This is a genomic window from Micromonospora violae (assembly GCF_004217135.1).
In the GTDB taxonomy this organism is placed as follows: Bacteria; Actinomycetota; Actinomycetes; order Mycobacteriales; family Micromonosporaceae; genus Micromonospora; species Micromonospora violae.
The window spans coordinates 588,937-601,375 of sequence record NZ_SHKK01000001.1; the positions used below are offsets into that span (position 1 = coordinate 588,937).

General features: G+C 72.6%; 12 protein-coding genes. 8 read left to right on the forward strand and 4 right to left on the reverse strand.

Annotation, left to right across the window (positions count from 1 at the left end):
• The first annotated feature begins 23 nt into the window (after window positions 1–23).
• From EV382_RS02655 to EV382_RS02665, 3 genes are all read left to right on the forward strand, one after another.
• Window positions 24–1,127: a substrate-binding domain-containing protein gene (locus EV382_RS02655; protein WP_130400057.1), complete on the forward strand. Its 1,104-nt coding sequence runs from the start codon at window positions 24–26 to the stop codon at window positions 1,125–1,127.
• Between the two features lie 112 nt (window positions 1,128–1,239).
• On the forward strand, window positions 1,240–2,490 hold the full coding sequence (locus EV382_RS02660) for an ROK family transcriptional regulator (RefSeq protein WP_130400058.1): 1,251 nt from the start codon (window positions 1,240–1,242) through the stop codon (window positions 2,488–2,490).
• Window positions 2,491–2,557: 67 nt separating this feature from the next.
• Window positions 2,558–3,646 carry a DNA glycosylase AlkZ-like family protein gene (locus EV382_RS02665; RefSeq protein ID WP_130400059.1) on the forward strand — a complete coding sequence of 363 codons (1,089 nt, stop codon included), beginning with the start codon at window positions 2,558–2,560 and terminating at the stop codon, window positions 3,644–3,646.
• A 47-nt stretch (window positions 3,647–3,693) separates the two neighbouring features.
• On the opposite strand, the gene EV382_RS02670 is transcribed toward EV382_RS02665, so the two are convergent.
• From EV382_RS02670 to EV382_RS02680, 3 genes are read right to left on the reverse strand one after another with little or no spacing between them, the layout of a single operon-like run.
• Complete coding sequence (locus EV382_RS02670) at window positions 3,694–4,683, reverse strand: transporter (RefSeq protein ID WP_130400060.1); 990 nt, start codon at window positions 4,681–4,683, stop codon at window positions 3,694–3,696.
• The gene (locus EV382_RS02675) at window positions 4,680–5,570 is read right to left on the reverse strand and encodes an ABC transporter ATP-binding protein (RefSeq protein WP_130400061.1); all 891 of its coding nucleotides are present in this window, start codon (window positions 5,568–5,570) and stop codon (window positions 4,680–4,682) included. Before EV382_RS02675 ends, EV382_RS02670 begins: the two co-directional genes overlap by 4 nt.
• Window positions 5,571–5,590: 20 nt before the next feature.
• On the reverse strand, window positions 5,591–5,998 hold the full coding sequence (locus tag EV382_RS02680; protein WP_130400062.1) for a GntR family transcriptional regulator: 408 nt from the start codon (window positions 5,996–5,998) through the stop codon (window positions 5,591–5,593).
• 185 nt (window positions 5,999–6,183) lie between these two features.
• Between EV382_RS02680 and EV382_RS02685 the strand changes: the two genes are divergently transcribed.
• The gene (locus EV382_RS02685) at window positions 6,184–7,452 is read left to right on the forward strand and encodes an Nramp family divalent metal transporter (RefSeq protein ID WP_130400063.1); all 1,269 of its coding nucleotides are present in this window, start codon (window positions 6,184–6,186) and stop codon (window positions 7,450–7,452) included.
• 450 nt (window positions 7,453–7,902) lie between these two features.
• Here EV382_RS02685 and EV382_RS02695 read toward each other — a convergent pair whose 3' ends face one another.
• Window positions 7,903–8,175: a hypothetical protein gene (locus tag EV382_RS02695; protein WP_130400065.1), complete on the reverse strand. Its 273-nt coding sequence runs from the start codon at window positions 8,173–8,175 to the stop codon at window positions 7,903–7,905.
• A 223-nt stretch (window positions 8,176–8,398) separates the two neighbouring features.
• Here EV382_RS02695 and EV382_RS02700 point away from each other — a divergent pair, with 223 nt between their 5' ends.
• Genes EV382_RS02700 through EV382_RS02715 form a run of 4 tightly spaced genes read left to right on the forward strand, consistent with a single transcriptional unit; the run spans window position 8,399 to window position 12,398 of the window.
• Complete coding sequence (locus tag EV382_RS02700; protein WP_244236514.1) at window positions 8,399–9,523, forward strand: esterase-like activity of phytase family protein; 1,125 nt, start codon at window positions 8,399–8,401, stop codon at window positions 9,521–9,523.
• 29 nt (window positions 9,524–9,552) lie between these two features.
• Window positions 9,553–10,602 carry an NAD(P)H-dependent flavin oxidoreductase gene (locus EV382_RS02705; protein ID WP_130400066.1) on the forward strand — a complete coding sequence of 350 codons (1,050 nt, stop codon included), beginning with the start codon at window positions 9,553–9,555 and terminating at the stop codon, window positions 10,600–10,602.
• Between the two features lie 55 nt (window positions 10,603–10,657).
• Window positions 10,658–11,749, forward strand: coding sequence for an SRPBCC domain-containing protein (locus EV382_RS02710; RefSeq protein WP_130400067.1), 1,092 nt, complete (start codon window positions 10,658–10,660; stop codon window positions 11,747–11,749).
• A 13-nt stretch (window positions 11,750–11,762) separates the two neighbouring features.
• A complete protein-coding gene (locus tag EV382_RS02715; RefSeq protein WP_130400068.1) occupies window positions 11,763–12,398 on the forward strand; it encodes a CG0192-related protein in 636 nt (211 codons plus the stop codon).
• Window positions 12,399–12,439: the final 41 nt, after the last annotated feature.

A 12,439-nucleotide genomic window follows, 5' to 3' on the forward strand; every position in this document is an offset into this window, starting at 1 on the left:
ATCAAGAAAGGCAAGTCCTCACCATGCGTAAATTCTTTGGCACGTCGGTGGTCGCGGTCAGCGCCGCCGCCATGCTGGCCCTCGCGGGCTGCGGCTCCGGCCGCGACGGTGACAGCGGCTCCAGCGGCGAGGCCGCCAAGGGCTTCCCGGCGAACTCGCTGATCGGCGTGGCCCTGCCGGCCAAGACCTCGGAGAACTGGGTTCTCGCCGGTGACCTGTTCACCAACGGCCTCAAGGAGGCTGGCTTCCAGGGCAACGTGCAGTACGCCGGCGCGTCGACCACTGTCGCGGACCAGCAGGCGCAGATCACCTCCATGGTGACCAAGGGCGCCAAGGTCATCGTCATCGGCGCGACCGACGCCGCGCAGCTGTCGACCCAGGTCGCGGCGGCCCACGCGGCCGGTGTGAAGGTCATCGCCTACGACCGGCTGATCACCAACACGCCGGACCTCGACTACTACGTCGCGTTCGACAACTTCAAGGTCGGCCAGCTCCAGGGCCAGGCCCTGCTGGACGGCATGAAGGCCAAGAAGCCGAACGGCCCGTACAACATCGAGCTGTTCTCCGGCTCGCCGGACGACAACAACGCCGGTGTCTTCTTCAACGGCGCGATGGACGTTCTCAAGCCGGAGATCGACAAGGGCAACGTCGTCGTCGCCTCGGGTCAGAAGGACGTCAAGCAGACCGCCATCCAGGGCTGGAAGGCCGAGGGTGCGCAGGCCCGCATGGACCAGCTGCTGACCTCGACCTACGGCAACAAGGAGCTGGACGGCGTCCTCTCCCCGAACGACACCCTGGCCCGCGCCATCCTGACCTCGGTCAAGGGTGCCGGCAAGCCGACCCCGGTCGTCACCGGCCAGGACTCCGAGGTGGAGTCGGTCAAGTCGATCGTCAAGGGCGAGCAGTACATGACGATCAACAAGGACACCCGCAACCTGGTGAAGGAGACCATCAACATGGTCAAGGCCCTCCAGGCCGGCGAGAAGCCGCAGGTGAACGACACCACGTCCTACAACAACGGCAGCAAGGTCGTCGACACGTTCCTGCTCCCGCCGGTCGCCGTCACCAAGGCGAACGCGGCTGAGGCGTACGCCAACGACCCGAAGCTCGCCCCGCTCACCAAGTAAGCACCGCACGGTAGCTAGCAACGACGATGGGTCCCGGGGTCTCCTCTTCCGGGACCCATCGTCGTCCCCGCACCCCGCACCAACCGGCACCGACCCGGAAGGAGGTCTGACCGTGGCGACACCAGTACGGTCCAGGCCAGCCGGCGTCGGCCGCAACACCGAATCCCCGTTGCCGGTGCTCCCGGGCGCCAGCCAGGAGGAGATCCGGCGGCAGAACCTTGGCGCTGTGCTGCGCTACGTCCACCTGCACGGGCCGACATCCCGGGCCGAGCTGACCAGCCGGCTCGGCCTCAACCGAAGCACCATCGGCGCCCTCGCGGCCGACCTGGTCACCAGCGGCCTGGTCACCGAGGACGCCCCGGCCACCACCCGCCGCGCTGGCCGCCCCTCGCTCGTGGTCAGCCCTCGCTCGGACCGGGTCTACGCCCACGCGTTGAGCATCGACGCGGACCGGCTGCGTGCCGCCCGGGTCGGCCTCGGCGGCCAGATCCTCGATCTGCGGGAGATCCCTCGACCCAGCGGCATGTCGGCGATCGACGCCGTCGGGCCCCTCGCCGACCTGGTCCGTCACATGGAAGGCTCCGTGGTCGGCGACGCGCTGCTGGTCGGTGGTGCCGCCGCGGTCACCGACACCACCCGTGACCCGGACGGCAGGATCCGGATCGCCAGCATCGACGAGACGCTCGGCGCGGCCCTGGAGGCGGAACTCTGCACCAGCCCCGGTTTCGTGGCCGGTGACCTGGCCGACATCGCCGGCCTGGCCGAGCACGTCCGGGGCGTGGCGGTCGGCTTCGACGACGCCATCTACCTGCACGGCGACCTGGGCATCAGCGCCGGCATCATCGTGGGTGGCCGACTGGTGGTCGGCCACCGGGGTCACAGCGGCAAGGTCGGCCACATGGTCGTCAACCCCAGTGGCCTGCCCTGCGGCTGTGGTTCCCGCGGGTGCTGGGAGACCGAGATCTCCGAAGCCGCCCTGTTGCGGCACGCGGGCCGTGACCCGAGCGACCGCGCGGCGGTGGCCGAGGTACTGCGCGCCGCTGCGGACGGCGACCCGACCTGCCGCGCCGCGGTCGAGCAGGTGGCGGACTGGCTCGGCTTCGGCGTGGCGAACCTGGTCAACGTGGTCAACCCGGACGCCGTGGTGTTCGGTGGCTCGCTGCGCGACATCTTCACCGCCGGGGCGGACGTGGTCCAGCGCCGGCTGGACACCATGCCGCTACCCTCCGCCCGCGAGCACCTGCAGTTGCGCGCGGCGGCACTCGGCCGCGACGCGGTCCTGATCGGTGCCGCCGAGTTGGCGTTCGACAAACTCCTGGCCGACCCGCTGAACGTCGGCGTCGCGGGCCAGGTCGCGACGTAGTCGCCGAACCGAGCACCCGAGCGCGCGGGTCGGTGTCGTGTCGGTGGTCGCCGTTAGGCTCGCCGGCGTGGGTGTGCACCGACTCGATCGGGCCCAGGCACGGCGGATCGCCGTCCGGGCCCAACTGCTGGCCGCTCCGCGTCCGACCGACCTGCTGGCCGTGGTCCGCCAGCTGACCCTGGTGCAGATCGACCCGACCGCCGCTGTCGCGCCCAGCGCCGACCTTGTCTGCTGGAGCCGGCTCGGCTCGTCGTACCAGCCCGCGCAGTTGCGCGAGGCCCTGGAACGGGACCGGACTCTCTTCGAACACCACGCGATGGTCCGACCGATGGACGACCTGGGGCTCTTCCTCGCGGCGATGGCGGCGTCGCCCGGCCACGAGCGCCACCGCGAGTGGCTGCGTGCCAACGACTCGTTCCGGCGCGACGTCCTCGACCTGCTCAGCCGTTCCGGTCCGCTGCTCTCCCGCGACATCCCGGACACCAGCGTCGTGCCGTGGCCGTCGTCGGGCTGGACCAACAACCGTAACGTCACCCAGATGCTGGAGTTCCTGGTCCTGCGCGGCGAGGTCGCCATCGCCGGCCGCCAGGGCCGACAGCGGCTCTGGGACGTGGCGCAGCGGGTCTACCCGGCCGGCGTGCCCGCCGTCGAGCTGGAGCAGGCGCGCCGGCTGCGCGACGAGCGACGGCTGCGGGCGCTGGGCATCGCTCGGGCGAAGGCGGTGATCGTGCCGGGCGAGCCGGCCGAGGTCGGTGACGCCGGCGAGCCAGCGGTGATCGAGGGCGTCGCGGGGGAGTGGCGGGTGGACCCGGCCGCGCTCGGGCAGCCCTTCGCCGGGCGTACGGCACTGTTGTCGCCGTTCGACCGGCTGGTGCACGACCGGGTCCGTCTCGCCGACCTCTTCGAGTACGAGTACGTGCTGGAGATGTACAAGCCCAAGGCGAGTCGACGGTGGGGCTACTTCGCGCTGCCGATCCTGCACGGCGACCGGCTGGTCGGAAAGGTCGACGCCACGGCCGATCGTCGGGGCGGCACGCTCACTGCGCACGCCGTCCACGAGGACGTGGCCTTCACCCCGCAGGTGACCCGGGCCGTGCACGACGAGCTGCACGACCTGGCGTCCTGGTTGTCGCTGACCGTCGCGGGCCTGCGTTGACGGGTGCTCGCTGAGGCCCCCGCGCCCCGACGAGCACCCGTCGCCGCCTACGCGATCCGCCGGACCCGGCGGATGGCGAGGTAGAGCAACAGCAGGGCCAGGGCGACGAAGAGGCCGGTCTCGATGCTCTGGAACAGCCAGAACCGGTCCGCCGGCTGATACAGCTGCCAGTTGTACGCGCCCGGTTCGAGGCCCAACTCGGCCCCGCAGGCCCGACCGTCCGGTCCTGTTCCGCCCACCGGGCACTGGATCCGGGTGTCCTCCGCGATCATCGTCCCGTCCGGGTTCCGGACGCCCTGGGTGAGGATCCAGTCCCCCCAACTGGTCTCCGGCAACCCGTCCACCTCGATCGGGAAGGTCTTGGTGTGGGCGGGCTGGTAGCGCGGTCGGGCCAGGATCTCCACCGCCGCCCGTACGCCGATGAACCCGGCGAGGGTGATGCCCATGGCGGGCAGCATCCGCTTCCACACGGTGCCGGCGAAGACGCCCAGCGCGACGGCGAACAGGGTGTAGCCGATCGGGACGATGCCCTGCAAATCAAAAACGATCATGCCGAGCCGACCCTCGTGGGTGGCCTGCGTGAGCGGTTCAACCCACCACGACATGCCCAGCCCGTAGACCGCCGCGAGAACCACGACGGCCGCGCCCACCAGCCCGAACTTCACCAGGGCCCAGCGGGTCCGGCCGACGCCCTGGGTCCAGACGAACCGGTGCGTGCCGTGCTCCACCTCACGGGCGACCAGCGGGGCACCCCAGAACAGACCGACCAGCGCCGGCAGGGTGATCAGCAGTACGGCCACCAGGTTGAGGCCGCTGTATTGGTTTCCAAAACGGTGGAAGCCCGCGTCGCAGGCCTCCCGGGTCGCCTGCGCCACGTCGGCGCGGGCGAGCTGTGCCGCGCAGTCCGCCAAACCAAGGTCGCTGAAGGTGTTGCGCATCGACAGGCCGATCGGCACCAGCAGAGCGGCGAGTGCCGCGAGGCCCAGCAGGGTGTAGAGCGCCTGCTTGCGGTGTTGCCGCCAGGTCAACCAGATCATGCCGGCACCCCCCACTCGCTGTGGCTGCTCTGCGTGGTGCCGTCGGCCAGGTAGGCCAGCACGATGTCCTCCAGGCTCACCTCGCGGATCGTCCAGGCCGGATCGGTGACCGGCCCGTCGGTGCGAACCAGCAGGGTGGACTGCCGGTCGGTGTGGCTGGCCCGGACCACGGCGGCGACGCCCCCGATGTCGCCGCCGTCGTGCCGGGGACCGAGCAGTTGGCGGTGCTCGGCGACCAGGTCGTCGACCGCGCCGGTGAGCTGCACCTGGGAGGCGTTGAGCACGATCAGGTAGTCGCAGACGCGCTCCAGGTCGGCCAGCAGGTGTGAGGAGAGCAGGACGGTGGTGCCGGACTCCGCGACGCTGCCCATCAGCGACTGGAGGAACTCCCGTCGGGCCAGCGGGTCGAGGCTGGCGACGGGTTCGTCGAGCAGCAGCAGCCGCGGCTGCTTGGCCAGTGCCAGGGCGAGTGCCACCTGGGCCCGTTGCCCGCCGGAGAGCTTGCCGACCGGCTTGTCCGGCGGTATGCCGAGCTGCGCCAGCCGTTGGCGGGCCAGCGCCGCGTCCCACCGCCTGTTCAGCTTGCCGCCGGCGACGACCAGCTCGGCGGCGGTGAAGTCCCGGTAGAGCGGCGTGTCCTGGGCGACGAAGCCGATGTCGGCCAGGCCCTCCGTGTCGCCGTACGGGGACCTGCCGAACACCCGGACCGCGCCCGCGTCGGGCTTGAGGAGCCCGACGGCCAGGTGCAGCAGGGTGCTCTTGCCTGCGCCGTTCGGCCCGACCAGCGCGGCGATCCGGCCGGCCGGCAGGTGCAGCGAGCACTCCCGCAACGCCCAGGTGCTGCCGTACCGCTTACCGAGCCGGTCTGTTTCCAAGACCATGTCCATCCCTTGTCCTCTCGTTCTGCTCATGCGGGCTCCTTCTGTGGTGGGTCGTCGGCGAGGGTGGCGCGAAGCGTCGTCTCCACCAGGGCGATGACGTCCTCGGCGGTGAGGCCGGCGGTTTGCGCCCGGTGCAGCCAGGCGACCAGGTCGTCGCGCAGCTCGGCCTGATTGGGCAGGGACGCGCCGGCCAGGGTGCGCTGGACGAACGTGCCCACCCCGGGTCGGCCGCCGACCAGACCCTCGATCTCCAACTCCCGGTACGCCTTCAGCACCGTGTTCGGGTTGATCGCGAGGGATTGCGCGACGTCCCGGACCTTCGGCAACTGGTCGCCCGGCGTCAGCAGGCCGACCCGCAACGCCTGTTTCACCTGCTGCACGAGCTGCATGTAGGTGTTCACCTTCGACCGGCTGTCCAGTACGAACTCGATCACTCCCGATGATCCTTCCTGTTGTCCTACGACAGTAGGACTAATAGACAGCTTCATCGGTGACCCACCACCTGTCAAGCCCGGCACGGCGGCGGCCCTCCTGGCACCGGCGGGCCAACGGTTGGCACCGACGGGTCAGCCCGAGGGGAAGGGACCGGCAGCGATCCGCGTACACGGGGAGGTGTTCGATGGTCACCAACGAACTGACCACGTCGAGGGCGACTCCACTACAGGCCGCTCGCGCCCGGGGTCGGGTACGCGGGCGGCTCATCCTGCTCGGCCCGGCGTTCGTCGCAGCCGTCGCCTACGTCGACCCCGGTAACTTCGCCACCAACTCCGCAGCCGGTGCCCGGTACGGCTACCTGCTGGTGTGGGTGGTGGTGGTGGCCAACCTGATGGCCATGTTGGTGCAGACGCTCACCGCGAAGCTGGGTCTGGCCACCGGGCGCAGCCTGCCCGAGCTGTGCCGGGAACGCCTACCCCGGCCGCTGAACCGGGCGATGTGGGTGCAGGCCGAGTTGGTCGCCATGGCCACCGACCTGGCCGAGGTGATCGGTGGCGCGGTCGCCCTGTACCTGCTCTTCGGCATCCCCCTGCTGCCTGGCGGGATCATCATCGGCACGGCCGCGTTCGCCGTGCTGGCGCTGCGCTCACGCGGCTACCGCGCCTTCGAGGTCGCCATCGCCGTCCTGCTCGGTGTGATCGTGTTGGCCTTCGCCGCCAACCTGCTCGCCTCCGGCTCCGATCCCGGCTCGGCCATGGCCGGTCTGGTGCCGCGCCTGCAAGGCACGGACAGCGTGTTGCTGGCCGCCGGCATCCTCGGCGCGACCGTCATGCCGCACGTCATCTACGTGCACTCCGCGCTCACCCGTGACCGTATTCCGGCCGCCAACGACACCGAGCGCCGGATCCTGTTCCGTGGTCAGCGCACCGATGTCCTGCTCGCCCTGAGCGCGGCCGGCGCGGTCAACCTCGCCATGCTGCTGATCGCCGCTGCCAGCTTCCGCGGCGGCGGCCCGGGTGGCGCGGACAGCCTGGAGGGGGTGCACGCCGGGCTCGGCCAGACCATCGGGACCGCCGCCGCGTTCGGGTTCGCCGTCGCCCTGCTGGTCTCGGGGCTGGCCTCCACGAGCGTGGGCACCTACGCCGGAGAGGTGATCATGCAGGGCTTCCTGCGGCGGCGGGTTCCGCTGTTGCTGCGTAGGCTGGTCACCCTGCTGCCCGCGCTGGCCGTGCTGGCCATCGGCCTCGACCCGACCCGGGCGCTGGTGCTGTCGCAGGTCATCCTCAGCTTCGGTATCCCGTTCGCGCTGATCCCGGTCGTCGCCTTCACCCGCCGCCGCGACCTGATGGGCAACCTGGTCAACCACCCGCTCACCACCGCCGCCGCGTCCCTGGTGGCCGTGCTGGTGGTAGCGCTCAACGCGTTCCTCCTCTGGCAGGTCGTCGCCGGCTGAGCCGGCTGGTCGGCGCTGCCGGCTGAGCCGGCTGGTCGGCGCTGCCGGCTGAGCCGGCTGGTCGGCGCCGTGGGCTGAGCCGGCTGGTCGGCGTTGCCGGCGGAACGAGGTGGCTGTCTGGGCCCGGACATCCCGACGAGCGTGATGCCGGTGAGTCATCAAGATGACTCACCGGCATCAGGCGTTGGAGACCATGTCGGGCCAGGACCGCGTGGGTGGACAGCCCGGTGGTGGCGGTCGCCAGCCTGTGCGGCCGAAGCCGGCCGAGCCGGCCGAGCCGGCCGAGCCGGCCGAGCCGGCCGAGCCGGCCGAGCCGGCCGAGCCGGCCGAGCCGGCCGAGCCGGCCGAGCCGGCCGAGCCGGCCGAGCCGGCCGAGCCGGCCGAGCCGGCCGAGCCGGCCGGGCCAGCCGAAGCCAGCCGGGCCAGCCGAGCCGGCGGGAGCGGGCGTGGTCAGGTGCGGCGTCCCTCGTCGCGGGTCGGGATCTCCTGGCGCTGTTCGAGGGCGTCCGCCGGGTTGGCGTCGGCCGGCAGTGACGTCACCTCCTCGAGCGTGCCCGCCGGGTAGGCGCCCTGCTCGGCCAGGTCGGCTTCGGCAGCCTCCGGGTCCACGTCACCCGACACCCGGTCCGGCGGCCCGACGTCGAACGCGTCCTGTCGTTGTTCCAGGGCGTCCGCCTCCGGCGGAGGGATCGTGCCGCCCTGTTCGTCCCGGTACGTGCTCATCGGAGCCTCCCACCCGGCGGGTGTCGACAGACCGCCGGGCCGCTGCGTACCCGCCACCGCCGCACTCAGGCCGCCTGGCCGCCCGTCAGCTTCACCACCAGGCAGAGCGACAGCACGTGGACCATGGGTCCGGGCGCGTCCCCTCCCGATGACCGCCGCCGGTGGCCGGGATCGGCCAGGATGGGCGGGTGGCCGGCCACGGCCGCGACGAGGAGGGTGGGCGATGCGGGTACGCGGACGGTTGACCGGGGGGCGGCGTGCTCGTGCGGCGGCGGTGCTGGCCGCGCTGCTCGCGGGAGCGCTACCGCCGGCCGTGGTGCTCGTGCCGGGCGCTGCCACGGCCGGCGCTGCCACGGCGGGCGTGGCGGTGGGGACCCCGGTCTGCCAGGTGCGCGACGACCGGCTCCGCGAGCTCTCCGGGATGGTCGCCACCGACGACGGGTACGTGGTGATCAACGACGGGGCCGACGACGAGGCCCGCCGGCGGATCTTCTTCCTCGACCAGCGCTGCGCGGTGGTGCGAACCGTCTCCTTCCCGTCCCGGCCCCGCGACACGGAGGACCTGGCCATCGGCCGGGACGGCACCATCTGGGTCGCGGACATCGGCGACAACGACCGCTCCCGGCAGACGGTCGGCGTGTGGCGGCTCGCGCCCGGGGCGAAGCAGCCGGTGCTGCACCGGATGACCTACCCGGACCGTCCGCACGACGCCGAGGCGCTGCTGCTCGACGCTTCCGGTCGGCCGCTGATCATCACCAAGGGTGGCAGTGGCAGCGTCTTCCTGTACGCGCCGACCACCGCGTTGCGGCCGGACGCGACGACGCCGCTGGCCGCGCTCGGCCAGGTCACGGTGCCGATGACCACGACCAGCAACCCGTTCTCGTTCCTGGGCCGCGCGGTGATCACCGGCGCGGCGAGCGCACCGGACGGACGGCGGGTGGCGCTGCGCAGCTATGCCGACGCCTTCGAGTACGACGTGCCCGACGGCGACGTGGTCCGCGCGTTGACCACCGGCACCCCACGGATCACCCCGTTGCCGGACGAGCCGCAGGGTGAGTCGATCACCTACAGCCGGGACGGTCGTTCGTTGCTCACCGTCTCCGAGTCCGCCGGACAACCGTCCAACCGTCCAACGATCCTGCGCTACCCGGCCACCGCCACCGGGGCCACCGCCGCGCCCCCGACCGAGTCCGTCGGCCCGGTGGCACCCACGGCGGCCCGCCCGGCCGCCAACGAGGTCGGCGGTGCGGGCGGGCGGAACTGGCCGCTGGCGATCGGAGCCGGGGTGCTGCTGGTCCTGCTCGGGCTGGCCGGCGTGCTGCGGTGGAGGCACACCGCGCGCCCGTGAGCGGACCGCGCCTGCGGCAGGATGGGAGGATGTCCGTCCTGTCCGCGTTGCGCCACCCGATCATCGCCGCCCCGATGGCGGGCGGCCCGTCCACGCCCACGCTCGTGGCCGCCGTGTCCGCAGCGGGTGGGCTCGGCTTCCTCGCCGCCGGGATGATCGACACCGGCCGGCTGGTCGCCGACATCGCCGAGGTTCGGGCGCGTACCGATCGGCCGTTCGGTGTGAACGTCTTCCTGCCCGACCCCGGCGGCGTCGACGAGGCCGCCATCCGGACGTACGCCGAACGGCTCGCCCCGCAGGCCGCGCAGCGCGGGGTGAGTCTGGGCGATCCGGTCGGCGGCGACGACGCGTACCCGCAGAAGGTGGCCGCGCTGCTCGCGGACCCGGTCCCGGTGGTGTCCTTTGTGTTCGGGCTGCCCGACCGGGCGGTGGTGACTGCCCTGCGCGAGCGGGGCACCGAGGTGTGGGCCACCGTCACCCGCCCGGACGCCGCGACCGCCGCCGCCGAGCTGGGGGTGGACGCGGTGGTGGTGCAGGGCACCGAGGCGGGTGGGCATCGCGGCGGCCTACCGGACGACGACGACTACGGGCTGCTGCCGTTGCTCCGGCTGGTCGCCGCCCGCTGTGACCGGCCGCTGGTCGCCGCGGGCGGCCTCGGCGACGGCCCCGCGGTGGCCGCCGTGCTGGCTGCCGGCGCCGCCGCCGCGCAACTCGGCACGGCCTTCCTGCGCTGCCCGGAGGCGGGCAGCTCGCCGATGCACCGGGCGGCGGTGGCCAGTGCCACGCCGACCGCCCTGACCCGGTCGTACACCGGCAAGCGGGCCCGGGGTGTGGCCAACGACTTTCTGCGCCAACACGACCCGGCGGCACCGCGCGGCTACCCCCAGGTGCTTCACCTGACGCGTCCGCTGCTCGCCGCCGCCCGGCGCGACGGGGACGCCTCGGTGGCCAACCTGTGGGCCGGGCAGGCGCACCCGCTGGCCCGGGACCTGCCGGCGGGGCAGGTGGTCGCGGAGGTGAGCGCCGCCGCCCGGGCCGCGCTGGCCACAGTGGTCGAGCGGTCCAGCCGCTGGGGCTGATCAGGACACCGGGCGGGCGGGACAGGCCGGGTGGGCAACCCGTTAGAGTCTCGCCGTGATCGAGATCGGTGCGCAGATCGACCTGTCCCACCCGGCCGAGCGGGTCTGGCTCGCACTGACCGATCGGGAGTTGCTCGGCCGGTGGTTCGCCGAGGCCGAGACGGTCGAGGGCGTACCGGACCGGCTGGTGCTGCACACGGCCGGCCTGGCCGGCTTCGAGGCCAACGTCGAGGTCGAGGTGACCGAGCGGCAGGAGCCGGACCTCCTCGTGCTGTCCTGCGACGAGGCGGGCCGGCTCAGTGAGCTGACCTGTACGGTCACGGCCACGAAGCAGGGCTGCCGGTTGGAGTTGCGGGAGGTCAGCACGCACGGCGCGTGGTCGGCCGAACAGCACGAGCCCCGCGAGCAACAGCTGCGGCAGGCGCTGACCGTGCGGCTGCCGGCCATTCTCGACTGGCTCGCGTTCCAGCAGGTCGACCTGCGGCGCGGCGACGCTGGGCTGACAGCGGAACTGCCGCTGATCGGCGTCCGTGGCCGGGCCGGCCGCAACCCCCGTCGGCGTCGTACCCTGGTCGCCGTTGTTGCCGGGGCGGTGCTGGTGGCAGGGACGGCGGCCTGGGTGGCCTTGCCGCCCGACGCGAAGCCGACCGCCGCGCCGGCACCGACCGCCACCGCGTCGCCGACCGTGACAGCTGGCAGGCCGACCGTCGCGCCCACGGCAACCCCCTCGGCGCGCCCCACGCGGACCACCGCCTCGGCCACCACCCGCCCGAGCCTGACCCCGTCGGCGAAACCGTCGCGGACGGCCGCGTCGGTGCCGCCACCGCCGTCGCCGACGCCCATGGTGGCCCGGTACCAGACCGACTCCACCCGTCTGTTCGGCTACACCGGCGAGATCGTCGTCCAGAACCCCGGTGACGCGCCGGTGGCGGACTGGGCCGTGGTGGTCAGCCTCGCCGAAGGCACCACAGTCGACGACGTTGACGGCGCGAACTGGCGCAAGGACGGACGGTCGATCATCTTCACCGGAGCGGCCGTGCGGCCCGGGGGAACCCAGACGATCAGCTTCGACGTGCGCGACAGCCGGCCGAAGGCACGCGAACCGGAGAGCTGCACGATCGGCGGGCAACCCTGCGCGGGCCTCTGACTAGGCTGCCCGCATGGCACTACTGCACAAGGCGACCCTGCGCCCAACAAAGCTGGACCTGCTGACGACCTGGTTGCCCGGCCGACCCTGGTTCGCCGGAACGCCCGGCGCGGAGGTGGTGAGCCGGGGCGCCTACCGCTTCGACGACCCGGCCGGCGAGGTCGGTATCGAGACGATGCTGGTCGGTACCGCGGACGGGCCGGTCCACCAGGTTCCGCTCACCTACCGGGCCGCGCCCCTCGACGGCGCGGACAGCTGGCTGGTCGGCACCACCGAGCACTCGGTGCTCGGCCGGCGTTGGGTGTACGACGGCTGCGGCGACCCGGTGTACGCCACCGCGCTGGCCCACGCGATCCTTACCGGCAGCGGCCAGGCCGAGGAGTACTTCGAGGTCGACGGCCGACGCGAGGCGCGTGCGTCGACGGTGACGATCGTCGTCGACGGCGCCGCCGACACCCCCGTACCGGCCGTCGGCGCGGTGCGACGGGTGGTCGACGAGGACCGCACGCTGATCGACACCGACACCGTCGAGCTGGTCGTCGTGCGCCGGCCGGTGGCCGGGGCCGACGCGTCGGCCGGGGTCACGCTGAGCGGCAGCTGGGACGGTCAGTCGGCGACCGTGCCGCTGGCGTACGCCAGGACGCGCTGAGCTGTGGGTGCGGTGGGCGGCCCGACCTCGCGGGCCGCCCA